Annotated in this window: 17 protein-coding genes and 1 tRNA gene; 9 read left to right on the forward strand and 9 right to left on the reverse strand. The window is 69.6% G+C overall.

Annotated elements, in window-relative coordinates; genetic code table 11:
* The first annotated feature begins 109 nt into the window (after positions 1–109).
* Entirely contained in the window at positions 110–1,288 is a 1,179-nt protein-coding gene (locus tag GV015_RS09460; RefSeq protein WP_159878066.1) for a hypothetical protein, read from the forward strand.
* Between the two features lie 69 nt (positions 1,289–1,357).
* Here GV015_RS09460 and GV015_RS09465 read toward each other — a convergent pair whose 3' ends face one another.
* The 6 genes from GV015_RS09465 to GV015_RS09490 form a co-directional block, all read right to left on the reverse strand.
* Entirely contained in the window at positions 1,358–1,648 is a 291-nt protein-coding gene (locus tag GV015_RS09465) for a WXG100 family type VII secretion target (protein WP_064296564.1), read from the reverse strand.
* A gap of 153 nt (positions 1,649–1,801) precedes the next feature.
* Entirely contained in the window at positions 1,802–3,466 is a 1,665-nt protein-coding gene (locus tag GV015_RS09470; protein ID WP_079705372.1) for a HAMP domain-containing sensor histidine kinase, read from the reverse strand.
* A gap of 10 nt (positions 3,467–3,476) precedes the next feature.
* A complete protein-coding gene (locus tag GV015_RS09475) occupies positions 3,477–4,166 on the reverse strand; it encodes a response regulator transcription factor (protein WP_056007716.1) in 690 nt (229 codons plus the stop codon).
* A 46-nt stretch (positions 4,167–4,212) separates the two neighbouring features.
* Positions 4,213–5,856 carry a DNA repair helicase XPB gene (locus GV015_RS09480; protein WP_159878068.1) on the reverse strand — a complete coding sequence of 548 codons (1,644 nt, stop codon included), beginning with the start codon at positions 5,854–5,856 and terminating at the stop codon, positions 4,213–4,215.
* Positions 5,857–5,906: 50 nt separating this feature from the next.
* Entirely contained in the window at positions 5,907–7,742 is a 1,836-nt protein-coding gene (locus tag GV015_RS09485) for a helicase-associated domain-containing protein (protein ID WP_159878070.1), read from the reverse strand.
* A 5-nt stretch (positions 7,743–7,747) separates the two neighbouring features.
* Entirely contained in the window at positions 7,748–8,023 is a 276-nt protein-coding gene (locus GV015_RS09490) for a multidrug ABC transporter ATPase (protein ID WP_124768896.1), read from the reverse strand.
* Between the two features lie 136 nt (positions 8,024–8,159).
* Here GV015_RS09490 and GV015_RS09495 point away from each other — a divergent pair, with 136 nt between their 5' ends.
* Together GV015_RS09495 and GV015_RS09500 are read left to right on the forward strand one after the other, a co-directional pair.
* Positions 8,160–8,543, forward strand: a complete 384-nt coding sequence (locus tag GV015_RS09495) for a cold-shock protein (RefSeq protein ID WP_079705376.1) — start codon at positions 8,160–8,162, stop codon at positions 8,541–8,543.
* Positions 8,536–9,219 (forward strand): DUF3027 domain-containing protein, encoded by a 684-nt coding sequence (locus tag GV015_RS09500; protein ID WP_159878072.1) that lies wholly within the window; start codon positions 8,536–8,538, stop codon positions 9,217–9,219. Before GV015_RS09495 ends, GV015_RS09500 begins: the two co-directional genes overlap by 8 nt.
* A gap of 86 nt (positions 9,220–9,305) precedes the next feature.
* Here the strand turns inward: GV015_RS09500 and serC are convergent, their stop codons facing one another.
* Positions 9,306–10,418 carry a phosphoserine transaminase gene (gene serC / locus GV015_RS09505; RefSeq protein ID WP_159878074.1) on the reverse strand — a complete coding sequence of 371 codons (1,113 nt, stop codon included), beginning with the start codon at positions 10,416–10,418 and terminating at the stop codon, positions 9,306–9,308.
* 144 nt (positions 10,419–10,562) lie between these two features.
* Here serC and GV015_RS09510 point away from each other — a divergent pair, with 144 nt between their 5' ends.
* The 6 genes from GV015_RS09510 to GV015_RS09535 all read left to right on the forward strand — a co-directional run bounded on the left by GV015_RS09510 (position 10,563) and on the right by GV015_RS09535 (position 15,463).
* Entirely contained in the window at positions 10,563–11,264 is a 702-nt protein-coding gene (locus tag GV015_RS09510) for a metal-dependent transcriptional regulator (protein ID WP_079705381.1), read from the forward strand.
* A 249-nt stretch (positions 11,265–11,513) separates the two neighbouring features.
* Positions 11,514–12,683 (forward strand): CHAP domain-containing protein, encoded by a 1,170-nt coding sequence (locus GV015_RS09515; RefSeq protein ID WP_159878076.1) that lies wholly within the window; start codon positions 11,514–11,516, stop codon positions 12,681–12,683.
* Positions 12,684–13,111: 428 nt separating this feature from the next.
* On the forward strand, positions 13,112–13,609 hold the full coding sequence (locus GV015_RS09520; RefSeq protein ID WP_079001921.1) for an HNH endonuclease: 498 nt from the start codon (positions 13,112–13,114) through the stop codon (positions 13,607–13,609).
* 25 nt (positions 13,610–13,634) lie between these two features.
* Positions 13,635–13,706: transfer RNA gene (locus GV015_RS09525), tRNA-Arg, on the forward strand.
* Positions 13,707–13,784: 78 nt separating this feature from the next.
* Entirely contained in the window at positions 13,785–14,627 is an 843-nt protein-coding gene (locus GV015_RS09530; protein WP_079705383.1) for a LysR family transcriptional regulator, read from the forward strand.
* A gap of 182 nt (positions 14,628–14,809) precedes the next feature.
* Positions 14,810–15,463: a ScbR family autoregulator-binding transcription factor gene (locus tag GV015_RS09535; protein WP_079705384.1), complete on the forward strand. Its 654-nt coding sequence runs from the start codon at positions 14,810–14,812 to the stop codon at positions 15,461–15,463.
* 216 nt (positions 15,464–15,679) lie between these two features.
* Here the strand turns inward: GV015_RS09535 and GV015_RS09540 are convergent, their stop codons facing one another.
* Positions 15,680–16,351, reverse strand: coding sequence for a response regulator (locus tag GV015_RS09540; RefSeq protein ID WP_159878078.1), 672 nt, complete (start codon positions 16,349–16,351; stop codon positions 15,680–15,682).
* Complete coding sequence (locus GV015_RS09545; protein WP_159878080.1) at positions 16,351–18,090, reverse strand: ATP-binding protein; 1,740 nt, start codon at positions 18,088–18,090, stop codon at positions 16,351–16,353. Before GV015_RS09545 ends, GV015_RS09540 begins: the two co-directional genes overlap by 1 nt.
* Positions 18,091–18,122: the final 32 nt, after the last annotated feature.

Consider the following 18,122-nt stretch of genomic DNA (forward strand, 5'->3'; position numbering starts at 1 on the left):
GGGGAGAACCCTCGATCTGTATGCCTGTTTCCGCATGGGTCCGACAGTCGTTGTAGAGACGTGACCGGAACGGCATATCGGCCCGCGCGCCAGTTCCTATGATCGAGCTATGAGACGTATCGGGGGAGCGGCGATCGCCGCCGTATTGATTCTGGGGCTGAGCGCGTGCACGCCGGCCGAGCCGAAGCCGACGACGACGTCCACACCGGTGTCGTCCGCGACACCGACCACCGCCCCTGGGCCCACCACCCCCGTCAGCTCGTACGGAATGGGATGTCAGGACCTGGTCCCAGCCGACATCGTCAGCTCGGCGCTCGCGCCCTCCGTCGTACTCGAGGCCCCGTTCACGGATGACGTCAACGCGACACCGATCAACACGGCGCCCGTGGCGCTCGGAGGACTGCAGTGCAGCTGGGGGAACGGGGAGCCCCGCAGCCGGCTGCAGGGCGGCTCTCCGCTCGGGACCGAGCGCTGGGCGACGGTGATGGTGCTCCCGCAAGCGTCCGCAGTCTGGCAGCCGTTCTTCGAAGATTGGACGTCGGGCGAGCCCGGCCCCTGGGAGAACTCCACGCCGCTCTCCTGCTTCACCGGTGATGGACGTGTGCTCGATGTGTGCAGTATGCAGTTCCTCGTCGGCGACAGCTGGGTGGAGGTCCTCATCGACGGCCCGGCCGACAATGTCGCCGAGTCCGACGAAGCGGCGCGGACTGCGGTCATGCCGTTCGTCGAGTCGATCAGGGTCGCGTTGGAGCCGACGGCGACCGCGCCCCGTTTCGACTGGGGCGACACGACGGCCGGGGCGGGTGTCCTGCCGGCCGAGTGCGAGGGTTTCGTGCCCGAGGCGACGATGAGTGACCTGCTCGGCCAGCAACTGGCGTACACGTCGGCGCCGAAGAAAGGCGGGTCGGTCAGCCGAGGGGCCGCCAACGACTTCGGCGTCCCGGACTGTATCTTCGGGCTCCCTGACAGCGATTCGGCCCGCGGATTGCTCACCGCTCTGCCCCATGGGCAGTGGGCTTACGAGCAGCTGGTCGAGACGCGGATGAAGGACGGTGCGGACATCAGCTTCCTGGCGATCGACGGCCTGGGATCGCGCGACGCATTCCTGCAGTGCCGCACGGAGATCTTCTCGTCGTGCAGTGTCCACCTCACGGTCGACGGACAGTGGCTGCGCATCGACGTCAGCAACGAGAGCTCGGCCGATCCGGTGTACGGGGTGTCCGAGCTCGGCGCACAGGCGACGGCTTATGCTCAGGCTGCCGCGGCCGGGGTCCTGAGCGGCCGTTGACCCGGCTCGTCGCTGCGTTCGGAGGAGCCGCCGGCGCAGGGTCGTCGACCCGCGTCGGCGGCCAACCGCTTAGCCGCTGAACATACTCGCGTTCGCCCGCTCGATCTCGGCGTACTGGGTACCCGCGACGGCGAGTGCCCGGCTGATCTCGCCGAGGTTCTCCTCGACCTGACGCTGGGTGCCCCTCCAACGCTCGACGACACCGTGGAACGCGGCGGCCGCAGCGCCGGTCCATTGGCCGTCGAGTGCCGCCAGCTGCGTGTGCAGGCGGGCGACCTCGTTCTGGATCTGCTCGATCGTGACGCGTGCTGCCGTGGAGGCGCGCTCGACCGCGTCGCTGTCGACCTGGAAAGTGGCCATCGGGAACTCCGTTCGTCCGGGCGATGCCTGTCATCGCCGCTACCGAGACGGTAGGTGCTCGCCACCGGCCGGAACCGGCGAGGAAGGTTTCGTGCGCGCACTCCGAAGCAGGCCGGAGCCTGTGGAGGAGGGTCGAGCCAGCCCGCCGGCGGGTCAGGCCGGAGGGCCCGCGATGACGATGGGGCTCGTGGCCGCCGACGGGGCGAGCGGCAGGATGACGCGGAACGTCGCGCCGCCGCCGGGGGTCTCGGTCACGTCGACCGTGCCACCGTGCGCCGCGACGATGGAGGCGACGATGGCCAGTCCGAGGCCGCTGCCGCCCGTCTCTCGCGTTCGCGAGCTGTCGGCACGCCAGAAACGCTGGAAGATCTTCTCGCGGATCTGTGGCGGGATGCCCTCGCCGTGGTCGACGATGGCGATGCTGGCGGTCCCTGCGCGGGCGTCCGTGCCGACCGCGAGCTCGATCGGGCTGTCGGCGGGCGTGAAGCGCAGGGCGTTTCCGATGAGGTTCGTGACGACCTGCCGGATCTTGTTCTCCTCGCCGAGGACGATCGGTGGCACGGCCAGGGTCAGCGGTTCGGCGATGGGCTTCGTGTCGGGCGTGGTGGCGTCGCCGGAGGGCTTCGGCCGACGCCGGAAGCGGTTGAACGTCGCGCCGAAGATCGGCCCGGTCGAGCCCGTCTGTGCGGGTGTGTCGGTAGCAGTAGGGGATTCGCCCGTCGTCTCGGAGGCATCGTCGTCGACGGCTCGCGCCATGCGTTCGTCGCGGACCACCTGGACCGTGCGCCCGGGGGCCTGGGCGGTGGTGTCGAGCGCGGCGTCGCGCGCGATCGGGAGCAGGTCGACGGGCGCGACGTTCAGTGGTCGCGTCTCATCGAGGCGGGCGAGCTGGAGGAGGTCCTCGACGAGCGCACCCATGCGGATGGCCTCCTTCTCGATGCGCTCCATGGCCTGTGCCACGTCCTGCGGCGTCTGGAGGGCACCCATCCGGTAGAGCTCGGCGTAGCCGCGCACGGAGACGAGCGGGGTGCGGAGCTCGTGGCTCGCATCCCCGACGAAGTTCCGCATCTGCTCGATGGTCTTCCCGCGATCCGAGTACGCGCGGTCGATGCGAGCCAGCATCGTGTTGAGTGATCGGCTGAGTCGCCCCACCTCGGTGTTCGGTGTCGAGCCGGCGAGTCGCTGGCTGAAGTCACCGTCGGCGAATGCGGCGGCCGTCCGTTCCACCTGGCGGAGCGGTTCGAACGTGCCGGTCACCAGCCACCGGGTGAGGAGTGCTCCGACCACGATGATGAGCACGCCGAGGACGAAGAAGATCGTGAGGTAGGTCGCGATGGTGTTGTCGGTGCCCTGCATCGAGATGGCGACCCATGCCGCTCCCGTGCGGAACCCGTCGAGGGTGACCGGGACGGAGACCGCGTGGTACACGATCGTGCCACTCGCGTTGGTGGTCGTGTAGATCTGGGTCCCGCTCGCGGCGACGTCGTTCGCGCTGAGGTGCGCCGGGTGTTCGGGAGCGATGCTGTCGTCCCACCCGGACGAGGCGCGGAGTTCGCCGTTCGTGTCGTACACGGCGACGAACAGCGTCGAGGGGGCGTCGAGCTGGAGTTGTCCGTCCTCGGAGATCTCACCGACGATCTTGCCCTTGGCGGCAGTGACCAGACTGTCGTTCGCCTGCTGGGTGAGTACCTCTTTGAGGAGCGGGGTCGTCCCCATGCCCGCGACGAGCAGGCCGAAGGCGAGGACGAGCACCGTCACCCCGGTGATCTTCGTCCGGAGTGAGACGCTGCTCCACCAGGTGGACAGGGAATCGGCCATCGGGTGGGGGCTACGCCTTTCCGGCCTTGAGCATGTAGCCGAATCCGCGCTTGGTCTGGATGAGCGGCTCGCTGGAGAACTGGTCGAGCTTCCGGCGCAGGTAGGAGATGTAGCTCTCGACGATGCCGGCGTCGCCGTTGAAGTCGTACTCCCAGACGTGGTCGAGGATCTGGGCCTTCGACAGGACACGGTTCGGGTTGAGCATGAGGTAGCGGAGGAGCTTGAACTCGGTCGGGCTGAGGTCGATCGGGGTGTCGCCGACGAGGACCTCGTGGGTGTCCTGGTCCATCGTCAGCTCGCCGGTGCGGATCACCGCATCCTCGTCGGCCTGCATGGTCCGGCGAAGGATGGCCTTGATGCGTGCCACGATCTCGTCGAGGCTGAACGGCTTGGTGACGTAGTCGTCGCCGCCCACCGTGAGGCCCGTGATCTTGTCCTCGGTGTCGTCCTTCGCGGTGAGGAAGAGGATGGGCGCCGTGTAGCCGGCGCTGCGGAGGCGCTTGGTGACGCCGAAGCCGTTCATGTCCGGCAGCATCACGTCGAGGATGATGAGGTCGGGCTCCTCCTCGAGGACCGCTGAGATGGCGGCTGCGCCGTTGCCCACGGCACGGACGGCGAAGCCGGCGAATCGCAGGCTGGTGGTGAGGAGGTCGCGGATGTTCGGTTCGTCGTCGACGATGAGGATGCGGGGTCCGGTCATGACACCATTATCTGCACGTTTCTTGAGACTTTTCTGAGAGCGTGGTTCACGCGGTCTGCAGGGCGTGGGCGTCGAGGATCGTGTAGCTGTAGCCCTGTTCGGCGAGGAAGCGTTGGCGGTTCTGCGCGAACTCCTGATCGACCGTGTCGCGCGACACCAGCGTGTAGAAGCTCGCGGTGAGTCCCGTGGACTTCGGGCGCAACAGGCGGCCGAGACGCTGCGCCTCCTCCTGTCGTGAACCGAACGATCCCGACACCTGGATGGCGACGGTCGCTTCGGGCAGGTCGACCGAGAAGTTCGCGACCTTCGAGACGACGAGCACCTGCTCGGTGCCGTCGCGGAAGGCCTGATAGAGCCGTTCGCGCTCGTCGACCGGCGTTGCGCCCGTCAACTGCGGGGCACCGAGCGTCTCTGCCAGCTCCTCGATCTGATCGAGGTACTGCCCGATGACGAGGATCTGCTCGCCACGGTGCCGTTCGACGAGCTGCCGGACGACGTCGAGCTTCGCCGGGGCGGTCGCCGCGAGGCGGTATCGCTCGTCGTCGGCGGATGCGGCGTAGGTGAGTCGGTCCGCCTGGGGCAGGTCGACGCGCACCTCGAAGCACGCGGCGGGGGAGATGAAGCCCTGCGCCTCGATCTCCTTCCACGGGGCGTCGAACCGCTTCGGGCCGATGAGCGAGAAGACGTCGCCCTCGCGGCCGTCCTCCCGGATGAGCGTCGCCGTCAGGCCGAGGCGACGCCGCGCCTGCAGCTCGGCGGTGAGCTTGAAGACGGGTGCCGGGAGCAGGTGCACCTCGTCGTAGACCACGAGGCCCCAGTCCATGGCGTCGAGCAGTGCGAGGTGGGCGTACTCGCCCTTCCGCTTGGCCGTGAGGATCTGGTAGGTCGCGATCGTGACCGGCTTGACCTCCTTCACCTGCCCCGAGTACTCGCCGATCTCCTCGGCGGTGAGGGAGGTGCGCTTCAACAGCTCGTCGCGCCACTGCCGTGCCGACACCGTGTTCGTGACGAGGATCAGGGTGTTGGTGGACGCCGTCGCCATCGCCCCGGCGCCGACCAGGGTCTTGCCCGCACCACAGGGGAGCACCACGACGCCGGAACCGCCGGAGAAGAAGTTGTCGACCGCCTGCTGCTGATAGTCGCGGAGGTGCCAGCCGTCCTCGACCAGGTCGATCTGGTGCGGCGTGCCAGCGGTGTACCCGGCGAGGTCCTCGGCGGGCCAGCCCAGCTTCACGAGTTCCTGCTTGAGCGCACCGCGTGCCCACGGCTCGACGAGGAAGGTGTCCGGCGTCGGGTGCCCGATGAGGAGGGGCGCGATCCGCTTGGCGCCGGCCACCTCGGTCAGGATCGGGAGGTCCGTGGAGCGGAGGACGAGCTCGCCCTCCTCGGAGCGTTCGATCACGAGCCGGCCGTAGCGGTTGACGGTCTCGCGCATGTCGATCGTCACGGACGCGGGGATGGCGAACTTCGAGTACCGCTCCAGCGTCTCGATCATCTGGTCGGCATCGTGCCCGGCGGCCCGTGCGTTCCAGAGTCCGAGACGGGTGATCCGGTAGGTGTGGATGTGCTCCGGCGCGCGTTCGAGCTCGGCGAACACCGAGAGATCGTGGCGGGCGTCCTCGGCGAGCGGGTGGGCGACCTCGAGCAGCACGGTGCGGTCGCTTTGGACGATCAGTGGTCCATCAGACATAACGGTCGAGTCTACCGGCGGATCCGGTGCGCAACCCCCTGAGCGAGCGCTCAGCCGGCGATCCGGACCTCGGTGATCATCGCGAGCGGCAGGGTGCGTTCGACGTCGGCCGACCGGTCCAGACCGCGCAGGCGACCGCCGGCAAGGCTCACCGGTTCGATCGTGAACGTGGATCGGCGCTCGCCGTGCTGCAGCTGCACGGTGACCGGCGTGTGGTCGCGGACGGCGATCTCCAGTTGCTTGGCCAACCATGCGCTGCTCGTGTCGCCGCTGTCGTCGGCGCGGAGCCGCGACACCAGATCCGGTTCCGTCGAGGCGGCCGGAGCGGAGAGGTTGGTGCGCATGACCGGCTGCCGGCGGATCCGGAGCGGTGCGCCGCCGTCGTCCTCCGCGACCACCGGGTAGCGCGCGTCGTGGAGCGCCCAGTAGACCGTCGCCGCCTCGATCCGGCTGGTGAGCCGGTGCTCGTCGCTCGGACGGAGACCGAGCGCCACGAGGCTCTGGTCGACCGAGATCGCCGCGATCAGGCCGGCGTCCTCGGAGCGGATGTAGCTGCTGCGTCCAGGGTCGGCCGAGGCGTCGGCCGACGCGCGGATCGTCCCGACGCGGACGAGGCCGAATCGGGAAGCGGCCTCGGACACGAGGTACCGCAGGGGTTGAGGGACGCCGGTCAGGGAGATCGACTCGAGGTACGCGAGCAGGTCCTCGGCCGTGTCTCCGTCGGCGAGGGCCCGGGTGACGCTCGCGGTCGTGATGCGGTACCTCGACGCCTGAGCGCGCCCCTCCGGCTCCGCGAGGGCCCGGAGTCGCACGTCGAGTTCCGCCGTCGGGGGACCGAGCGCGATGACCGTCAGGTCGTCCTGGAGGACGACCTGCGACACCTCGGCGGGGAGCATGGACGCGAGCGTCGAGGCCGCGTCGGCCGCGTGGTCGTCGACGAGGAGTCGTCCGAATCCGCTGGTCGCGCCGTCGACGGTGATCCCGAGCAGCTCGGCGACCGCGTCGACCGCCCGCGTCGGCGCCACGACGGCATCCTCCGCCAACGGGTACCACCAGCTGAGCTCTTCGACCAGGTCGACGGAACCGCGCCGGTACGCCGTCAGGATGCGATCGCGGATCGTGGCCGGGATCGCGTCGCGCCAGGCTGTCGCGAGACGGAGCCAGCGTTCCGCGGTGGCCGACGCCAGCCAGGCCTCGCCGACCTCGCTCAGGCGGATGGCGGAGCCGATCGCGTCCGTGAGCCCGGCAGCCGACGCCACGGACAGGGCGAGCTCGATCTGGTCGGGCGTGCTCGCCGCCGCGGCTGCGAGCCGTTTGAGGTCCGGCATGGACGGGGCTCCACGGCCGAGCAGGCGTGCGGGCTCGCGGTCGAGTTCATGGAGGCTCTCGCCGACGATGCCGACCGCGCCGGCCGCTCGCTCGCTCGCGAGGGCGTCCGTGTCGGGCGAGGGGCGGGTCGCGTGGGACGTCGGCGCCGCCGCCGGAAGTCGGAGTTCTGCTCGGCCTGGTCTGCCGCTCGCCGTCCACTCCTCGAACACCGCGGCCACCGCGCTCACCGGCCTGATCGGACCGGCTCCGTCGTCCAGCACGAGGATGTCCCGCTCCAGCCGCTCCAGGGCGGCATCCACCTCCGACTGCTCGCGTCCGAGCGTGGTCGCGAGCGAGTGGCGCTCGGTCCCGTCCAGCGCGGCGGCGAGCACTGCGAGGGTGTCCCGGTCGAGCAGTGCCATCCGGCGGGCGACGCTCGCATCGTCCAACAGGGCCTCGGCGAAGTCGAAGAAGTCCGCGATGCGGGCGGAGGAGGCCCTGCGGTCGGGAGTCAGCCGGCGGAGCGCGTCGTCCGGGAGCTCCCGGAGGCGGCGCGCGATCGCGAAGGCCTCGCCCATGGTCGTCAGCGCGGCGACTGACCGCGGGACTCGCGAGACCGTCGTACGGCACCCACGATGATGAGCGTGATCAGCATCAGGAAGGCGATGGGGAGTCCGACGAGCGGCAGGATCGTCACGACCGGCCAGACGCCGACGGCGAAGTCGCCCTGCTCGAGGCCGGTGGCGGTGCCGACCATCACCGCGACGAACGCGGCGATCGAGACGGCGACGATCGTCACGACCATGTAGGCCAGGATCCGTTCGGGCCGCGAGATGCTCGGCGTCTGCTCATCAGTCACGCTCCCAGGATAGAGGCACGCGGCTGCTGCACCGAATAGGCTGGGGGCCGAGGACCGATGGTCCTCTCGATCGCGCTTCCTGCGCGATCACCGCACGGCGCTGCATTTTCTGCGCACGACACACAGCGAGGTTCCCATGCCCACCGGCAAGGTCAAGTTCTACGACGAGGAGAAGGGCTTCGGCTTCATCAGCTCCGATGACGGCCAGGAGGTCTTCCTGCACGCTTCCGCACTGCCCGCGGGCACGGCCGGCGTGAAGCCGGGGACGCGGCTCGAGTTCGGCATCGCCGACGGCAAGCGCGGCGCCCAGGCGCTGTCCGTGCGCGTCCTCGAGGCTCCGCCCAGCCTCGTCAAGCTGAAGCGCAAGCCGGCCGACGACATGGCGATCATCGTCGAGGACCTCGTGAAGCTCCTCGACGGCATCGGCGGCGACCTGCGCCGCGGCAAGTACCCGAACAGCAGTCACAGCACGAAGATCGCTGCCGTGCTGCGCAAGGTCGCGGACGAGCTGGATGCCTGACGCCGATCAGGAGACGCCCGTCGAGGATCGCGACATCCCGGCCGACACGGACACACGAGCCGAGTCGGACGAGCATCGCTCGGACGACGGCACCGATGGCGAGTCGACCCCGGCACCCGTGCCGGACGAGACCCTGATCGCCGCCGTGGAGCTCGCGCGCGAAGCGCTGCAGGAGATCACGCCCGCGAGCACGGTCGGTGAGCCGGCCGGGCACGTCGTGGTCGATGATCACGTCGTCTCGCTGCTGTTCGCGAACACGATGGCGGGCTACCCCGGATGGTTCTGGACGGTGACGCTCTCGCGGACCGCCGACGACACCGCGCCCAACGTGCTCGAGACGGAGCTGATGCCCGGCGACGGCGCGTTGCTGGCTCCGCAGTGGGTGCCGTGGTCGGAACGCCTCGCGGACTACCGCGCCGCGCAGGAGGCAGCGGCAGCGGCTGCGGCTGACGACGCGCTCGACGACGCGGACGACACCGACGAGTTCGACGACGACGATGTCGCGCTGTCCGGGGATCCCCGCGACCGCGACCGCGACGGCATCGAACTCGAGTACGACGAGGACGACGTCGATGCGGCGTCGGACGACTCGGATGACGACGACTCGGACGAGGACGAGGACGACTCGGATGACGACGACTCCGACGAGGACGACGACCGGTTCGAGGACGAGTAGCACTCGCACACCGCGAGACAGACGAACGGGCGGCCGAACCTCGAGAGGGTTCGACCGCCCGTTCGGCGTTCAGCGGGGGAGACGGATCAGAGCGCCCCGACGACGTGTTCGATGCTCGCGATGAGCTGACGGACGTCTGCGGGGTCGATCGCCGTGAAGGTCGCGACGCGCAGCTGGTTGCGGCCGAGCTTGCGGTAGGGCTCGGTGTCGACGATGCCGTTCGCCCGCAGGGTCTTCGCGACCAGCGCGGCGTCGATGGCGTCGTCGAAGTCGATCGTGACGACGACCTGCGAGCGGTGGTCGGGGTTCGTCACGAACGGCGTCGTGTAGGAGGTGCGCTCGGCCCACTCGTACAGGGCGCCGGAGGACTCGGCCGTCCGTGCCGATGCCCAGGCGAGGCCGCCGTTGCCGTTGATCCACGAGATCTGCTCCTCGAGGAGCACGAGCGTCGACAACGCGGGAGTGTTGAGCGTCTGCTCGAGCCGGGAGTTGTCGACCGCGTTCTTCAGGCTCAGGAACTCCGGGATGTAGCGGCCGCTCGCCGCGATCCGTTCGATGCGCTCGATCGCCGCGGGGGAGCAGAGCGCGAACCACAGGCCGCCGTCGGATGCGAAGTTCTTCTGCGGTGCGAAGTAGTAGACGTCCGCCTGGCTCGCGTCGAAGTCCACACCACCCGCGGCGCTCGTCGCGTCGATCACTGTGAGGGCGCCGGTGTCGCCGGACACGCGTCGCACCGGGGCCATGACGCCGGTCGAGGTCTCGTTGTGCGGCCAGGCGTACACGTCGACGCCCTCGACCACCTCGGGATCGATGCGGGATCCACCCGGCACCTCACGGACGTCCGGAGCGGTGAGCCACGGGGCGCCCGCCGCCTTGGCGAACTTGCCGCCGAACTCGCCGAAGACGAGGTGCTGGCTGCGCTCCTCGATGAGGCCGAAGGCGGCCGCGTCCCAGAACGCGGTGGAGCCGCCGTTGCCGACGATGATCTCGTAGCCCTCGGGGGCGCGGAACAAGTCGGCCAGGCCGGCGCGCACGCGGCCGACGAGCTGCTTGACGGGAGCCTGACGGTGGGAGGTGCCGAGGAGGGACAGGCCGGCCGCGGAGAGCGCTGCGATCTGCTCAGGTCGGATCTTGGAGGGGCCGCAGCCGAATCGACCATCGGCGGGCAGAAGGGACGTGGGAATCGTGATCTCCGGCATACGGCGATTCTAGAGGCGAGGGCCTCATGGCGTCGTGCCACGGTGCCCGGATGCGTCCACGCGGGGCGGAGTGGCTTGGCGCGGGAACGTCGCCGCCGCGCACTAGGCTTACCGGGAACGTGCAATCGGGCAGGGAGGGCGTCGATGACCGATTTGATTGACACCACAGAGATGTATCTCCGCACCATTCTGGAGCTCGAGGAGGAGAACATCATCCCGCTTCGTGCGCGGATCTCCGAGCGCCTCGGGCACTCCGGACCGACGGTCTCGCAGACGGTCGGTCGGATGGAGCGCGACGGACTCGTCGTCGTGTCGGGCGACCGGCACCTCGAGCTCACCGAACCGGGCCGACGCAAGGCGGTACACGTCATGCGGAAGCACCGCCTGGCTGAGCGCCTCCTGAGCGACGTCATCGGGCTCGAGTGGGAGTTCGTCCACGAGGAAGCCTGTCGCTGGGAACACGTCATGAGTGAGCAGGTCGAGCGCAAGCTGCTCGACATGCTCAACCACCCCACCGAGTCGCCCTACGGCACCCCGATCCCCGGACTCGACGAGTTCGGCGACAGCCCCGCCGTCGCCTTCTCGCAGGGCGTCATCAACATCGTCGGCCTCGTCGAAGGACGCTCCGAGCCGGTCACGGCGACGGTCCGACGTCTCGGCGAACCGGCGCAGGTCGACCCCGAACTCCTCCTGCAGCTGAAGCAGGCCGGCGTCATGCCGGGTCGCTCGGGAACCTTCGCGGCAGCGGGCGGCTACGTGCTCGTCACCATCGACGGTGTCGAGGGCGGCCTCGAGCTGCCCAACGAGCTCGCGACGCACATCTTCGTGGAGACCCCTGCCGCGTGAGCATGAGACGTGTATGAGGATTCCCTCATGTGCCCGTTTTCCCGTGATCGAAACGTGACTTTCTGAGGGGTAACCCGTAGGCTGTCACTCGTCCTGAAGGCCATGATCTGGCCCCAGGAAGACGACCGAGGCACCCCCTAGCCCGTCCCTCGGCCACACGAACCGACATCAATCGTCGGATGGGGCTGCGCCATGCCGATCGCCACACCGCGATCGTCGTCGCTCATGCGGGGTGCCGGAGGAATCCACTTGACTGCAGCTGGCGAGAGCGGCCCCGAACAGGCCGAGACGACCCCGAACGTCCCCCTCACCCGGAAGCAGCTCCGACTCCAGGAGCAGGCCGCGAAGCAGGCGGACCCGACCACCTCGTCCCAGTCGGCAACCGACGACGCGCTCGTCGCCGACGTCGCTCCGGACGCACCCGTCGAGCACCCCGAGATCATCCTCGACGATGCCGTGGTCGAGGAGGCCGACGCCGCCGTCACGACCGGCGAGGTCCGTCTCGACGAGCGGCCGCTGACGAAGCCCGCCGCGCCGGAGCCGACGACCCCGCAATCCTTCACCGTGACGTCCGCCACCGACACCTCGTTCGCGACCGTCGCTCCGCTCCGCACCGGCGCGGACCGCGTCGCCCGCAGCAAGCCCCCGGTCAAGCGGACCGCGTCGACGGTCGCCGTGCGCAAGCCGAAGCCGTCCGGAGCCCGACCCGGATCCGTCCGCGGCGTCGCCACCATGGCCTTCCTCGTGCCGGCACTGGTCGCCACCGTCGCCCTCCCGGCGTATGCGGCGAGCAGCAGCGCGCAGACCACGTACGGGACGTCCGCCTCGGAGCAGTTGAAGACCTCCGGCGCCCAGAGCGTCGTCGCTTCCGACAAGGTGGCCGACGCGCCGATCTCTCGCGATCTCTACAGTGCGACGACGCCGGACGAGCTCGCCGAGCGCCAGCGGCAGCTCGACGCCGCGGCAGCTGCCAGCAACGCCACCTACTCGATCACCGTCGGCGCACGCCAGGCCGGCGACGACTACCCCTGGTTCGACCAGGCGACCGACGACGAGGGCGGCGGGCTCTCGCCACTGCGCTACTACTACCGTGAGTGCGTGGACTTCGTCGCCTGGCGACTCAACCGCGACGCGGGCACGCCGAGCGGGAACTGGGCCTTCACCTGGGGCAACGGCCTGCCGCCGAGCAGTGCCTACGGCTGGGCGGACTCGTGGCAGTACAACAAGGGGACCAACGCCATCGCCGGCTCCGTCGCCTGGTTCAACTACAACCACGTCGCCTACGTGCAGTCGGTCAACGCCGACGGGACGGTCACCCTGGAGGAGTACAACTGGGGGTCCGCGCGTCACAGCTACAACACGCGCACCATCGCCGCGAGTGCCGTGGCGCTCTACCTCTACCCGCCGGGCGTCGGCTGATCCGACCCGCTCGACCTGGATCGCGTCCCTCCGTCGGAGGGACGCGATTCGTCGTCGATGCGGGGTCACCGTTCGCGACCATGCGGTGTCCGCCGGTCGAAGCAGAGGTGGCGCGGAGGGGAATTCTCCTGCAACGTGCGGAAATCCGGTCGGTGTGGGTTAATCTGGTGCTCTGCAACTCGGAGAGGTTCAGGAGCTGATGCACGCTATACGTCGCCACGTGGTCGCGAATGGTCGCGGCCTCTACGTGCTGCGGCATTCCAGCCAAGCGTGCCGCGGCTCCGCCGTGGGTCAAGAGGGTGCTGTCGTCATGACAGTGCCCTTTTTTGTTCCCCGGAGACGACTCGATCCGGCGCGTCACGGACGCTGCAGGTGGTGATCGTCGACCGGTCGCGGCAGCCGTCGTGGCCCTTCGGAAGGGAACGTGCATGCGCACACTGGTGTTGAACGCGGGCTACGAGCCGCTCGCGATCGTCTCGTTCAAGCGGGCCCTCGTGCTCGTGATGCATCACAAGGCGACCGTCGTCGAGATCGACTCCTCGCATCCCGTGGTGGCGACGAGCGGATCGTTCGATCGGCCGTCGGTCATCCTGCTCACCAGATACGTCCGGATCCCGAACGCCCGCCGGGTGCCCGTGACCCGCCGCGGGGTGCTGCGCCGTGACGGCCACCGTTGCGCCTACTGCGGGAAGGCGGCGACGACGATCGACCACGTGCAGCCGCGCTCGCGCGGGGGTGTGGACAGCTGGGAGAACCTCGTGGCCTGCTGTCTGCGCTGCAACAACGTGAAGGGCGACCGCACGCCGATGGAGATGAACTGGAGCCTCCGGGTCTCACCGGGGACGCCGCACGGCTCGCAGTGGATGGTGCGGGGCGTCGAGCGCTCGGAGCCCGACTGGGAGCAGTACCTGGCGCCCGCCGCCTGAGCGACCGGCTAAACTCGACGGGTCAGCCTCTGTAGCTCAATGGAAGAGCAGTTCCGTCCTAAGGAAAGGGTTGGGGGTTCGAGTCCCTCCAGGGGCACAGTCGGAGGTACGGTCGTCCAGGCGAGCACGGCTTCGCCTGTCGGGTAGGGCTGCGAGCACGCCGTAGGCTCGAACCATGACGCACGACCTCCACCGCCAACTCGAACGCGACGCCATCACCCTTCGTCAGCTGCGGTCGGCCGTGGTCGTCGCGGATGCTCGGACGCTCGGTGCCGCGGCGAACCTGCTCGGGGTCGCACAGCCGAGCCTGGCGCAGCAGCTGCGGCGGCTCGAGGCCGCGCTCGGGGTCGAGCTGTTCAGCGTCCTGGGGGAGGAGTACCGCCCGACGCGTGAGGGGCAGCGCTTCCTGTTGAAGGTCCGCACCTTCATCGACGTCGTCGCCGACATGGATCCCGCGTCACCGGCTCGGCACATCCGGGTCGGCCGTCCGCCGACGACGTGGGACGCGGTCGTCTCCGAGGCCGGTCGCCGCATCGACGTCCCGGCGGTCGCCGTCGCGATCGAACCGGTCGAGCAGCTGCACCTCGTCACCACCGGTCGTCTCGACGCCACCATCGTGCGTCTGCCGATGGAGCTGCCGGACGAGCTCGCCGCAGAGGAGATCGCTGCGCTGCCGCTCGGCGTCGTCATGCGCGCCGCGCACCCGCTGTCGGCGAAGGACGTCATCGAGTGGTCCGATCTCGCCGACCAGGAGCTGCTCCGTCCCGAGCCCGGCAAGGACCCGGCGTACTCGGCCTGGTTGGCCGGCGCGCTCGCGGCGCGCGGCTGGTACCCGCGCTCGCTGACGATCGACGCGGGGAACGACACCCTGTTCCTCGACGCCCTGCGCTTCGGTGAGCGACTCGTCGCCCTCCGTCCGGTAGCTGCGATGCGGGAGGACGACGGCCTGTGCTGGCGACCGTTCGCCGACGCACCTGAGCTCCGCGAACGGTTCGCCCTGGTCACCCGACGCGAGTGAGTCCGCTCGGTCGCGGTCGGTGATGACACCCTCGATGCGCCCTTTTGCGACCCGACCGGGATCTTCTCGCGATCAAGTCGGTCGACTTGTTCCGAATATCTGCCGCGTTCGACACCGTCTTCTCAGCTCGGAGTGGGTACGCTTATCCCTGAATCGGGGGATGACAGAAGCAGGAAACGCACATGCCCGAACGACGACCACAGCAGCAACGAGGTCATGAACGACGCCAGACCGTCGTCGAAGGTGCCGCCCGCATGTTCGACCGGGTCGGCTACGGACAGGCGAGCCTGTCGGACATCGCCCGCGAGGCGGGGACGACGCAGGGCTCGCTCTACTTCTACTTCCCCTCGAAAGAGGAACTGGCGATCGCCGTCATCAACGAGCAGAGCACGCGCTCGATCGCTGCGTTGACCGCGCCGACCACCGCGCCCTCGCCGTTCGGTGGGCTGGTCCAGGCCTCCCGCCTCATCACCGAGCAGCTGCTCACCGACCCCATCACCCGCGCCGGCCTGCGGCTGTCCCTTGAGCAGGGCGTCATCCAGGCTCCGACGACCGCGTTCCACGAGCAGTGGATCGCGAGCGTCGAGGAGCGGGTGCAGGCCTCGATCGAGCTCGGTGAGCTGCAGTCTCCGCTCGAGCCGGCGGAACTAGCGAGGTCCTTCGTCGCGTTCTTCACCGGGACGCAGCTCATCTCGAACCTGCTGGCCGGCCGGACCGACCTCCTCAACGCGGTCGACACCATGTGGCGGATCCTCATCGCGGCGGTCATCGTCGCGGATCGCCAGGCCGAGGTGCTCGCCGTCCTCGACGCCGCCTTCGACGCGCAGGACGCCTGAGCGGTCGGGTGCACGTTAGGGGGTAGCCCTGACGCATGCGCCGTGAGGTCACCCTAAACTGAATCGGGTGATTAACTCACTTTGCTGATCGTCGTGCGACGACGGATGGATCACGGTGTGCGGGGGCATTCCGCGTTCCATCGGTGAAGAGTTGGTTCACGTGCCGGGCTGGGCGATGTCGTGGGGGGATCGCCCAGCCGACGGCGTGTGGACGCCTCAGCGGCCGATGGGTGGCGGCGCGTACCGGTGCTCTGGACGCCCGGTGGTCCCGTACCGCAGCTGCGTCGTCAGGAGCCCTCGAGCGGCCAGCGCGGAGAGATACCGTTGCGCCGTCGCGCGTGAGACGCCGACCAGCTCGGCCACTTCGGCGGCCGAGCGCTCTCCGTCCGCCTCCGACACCGCTTCGAGGACTGCTGTCTCCGTCGCGGATCTCGACCGGGTCGTCGCCCCGGCGTCGCCGGAGTGCAGGATGCGCAGGGCGCGCTCGATCCTCTCCTGGTCGGCGTTCACCGCCTCGTCGAGGACGTTGCGGAATCGGGCGTAGGCGGCGAGCCGGTCCTGGAGCACCTGGGGCGCGAACGGCTTCACCAGATACCCGAGGGCTCCCGCACGAAGCGCTCGGCGCACGGACGCACCGTCCGACGCTGCGGAGACGACGATGGTGTCGATCGGGAGGTCCACGAGGAGCTCGAGCCCGTTCCGATCGGGAAGGTAGCCGTCGAGGAGCACGAGGTCGGGCGGCTCGGCGGCGATGGTCCGTGCGGCCTCGGCAGCAGACCCGACAGGACTGAGCGCACGGAACCCGTCGACCTCGTCGACGATCCGGCAGTGTAGGCGGGCGACGTGGAAGTCATCGTCGACGACCAGCACGGTGAGATCGGCCGCCATCATCCGTCTCCCGCCATGGACGGCGCCGGTACGACCGTCCCGGGGAGCCGCGCGCAGAAGACCGCTCCGTGTTCGCCGCGGACGCCGGGAGACGCCAACCAGACGTCCCCTCCTCGACGACGGGCGATGTCGCGTGAGAGCGGCAGACCGAACCCGTGGCCGTGGACGTCGTCCAGAGCGCCGTGGTCGCTGGTCGGGGAGGCGGGTGGAGCGTCGTCCTGGCCGGTCGCCACGACGCCGTCGCCCGAGTCCATCACGGAGCAGTGCAGCTCGGAGCCGTGGTCGAGGACCTCGACCTCCACCCAGGCCGGTCGGATCCGGCCCGCGACGGCCGCGTTCACCGCATTGTCGAGCAGGTTGCCGAGGACGGTGGTCACGTCCTCAGGATCGCACAGGGAGCCGGTGACGAGGGTCTCGGAGCCGATGGTCACGAGCACCCCGCGTTCCGCGGCTTCGACGCCCTTCGCGCCGAGGAAGGCCTGGAGGTAGGGCTCGGTGAGTCGGTCCGCGTGTTGCACCGGGTACTTCAGCGGTCCATGGTCGAGCACGTTGGCGAGATAGTCGCGGGCCTCGGCGTCCTGCCCGGTCTCGAGGAGTCCGGAGATCGCGTGCAACCGGTTCGCGAACTCGTGCCGCTGCGCGCGGAGGGCGGTCGTCATCGTCGCGATCGCGTCGAGCCGCCGGGTGAGCGCCTCGACGTCGGTACGGTCGCGGACGACGACCACCCGCCCGAGGTCGACGCCGTCCTGGGACACGGGCCGGACGTCGACGAACAGGACGCGGGACCCGACGACGAGCTGGGCCGAGGTCGGCGATGCGGCGTCGTCCACGACGAGGTCCACCAGGGGATCGGGCAGGTCGAGGTCGTCGAACCGGCGCCCGACGACCGACCCGATGTCGAGGAGCCTGGCCGCCTGATCGGTGCACACCGTCACGACGCCGTCCCGCGAGACACCGAGGACGCCTTCGCCGACCCCGCCGAGGACGGCAGCCTGGTTCTGCACGAGCGCGGCGAGTTCCTCCGGTCCGAGGCCGAGGGTCAGCCGCCGCAGCCGGCGCCGGATGAGCATCGAAGCGACCAGGCCGATCGTCAGCGCGAGGAGCGCTGCGCCCGCGACCAGCATGGTCTCGCCCACGACGTCGGCGAACACGCGCTGCGGGGCGAACCCGACGCTGATCTCGCCGACGACCTCGCCGGCGCCGGACGAGACCACGGCCCCACCGGTGTCGGAGGACTCGGCGGCGAAGACGGGCACCTTGGCGCGCGCGGACGGGCCGAGGGTGCCGGTCTCCCACGAGACCGACTCCGTACCGGCCAAGGCCGCTTCCGCGCTGGTGCTCACCCGGAGCCCGAGCTGGTCGGGGTCGGGGTGCGCGAGACGGATCCCGCGCTCGTCGGTGATGACCACGAAGAGCGCCCCGGTCCGTGCGCCGACCTCACGGCCGAGCTCCTGCAGGGGGCCGGTCCGGAGGTCGGCCGCCGTCGGCGTCCCCGGGGTACGTGCCTCGAGCGTCACGGCGGTGCGGACGTCGGGATCGCTCGCGACACTCTGGGCGATCGCGAGGGCGGTGGACTGGGCCTCCTGCACGAGGCGCTCGCTGCTCATCCAGGCGAACACGCCCGTGCACACGGCGACGACCGCGATGACGACGACCAGCTGCAGCACGAGCACCTGCGCCGCGAAGCTGGAGCGCCCGCCCCGTCGTCGACCTGGCCGCTCCGCTTCGTCGCCGATCATGGCTCCGATCGTACGTCGCCGGGGCGATGGGC

Origin of the sequence: Plantibacter sp. T3, assembly GCF_902506515.1 — a bacterium.
GTDB lineage: Bacteria > Actinomycetota > Actinomycetes > Actinomycetales > Microbacteriaceae > Plantibacter > Plantibacter auratus.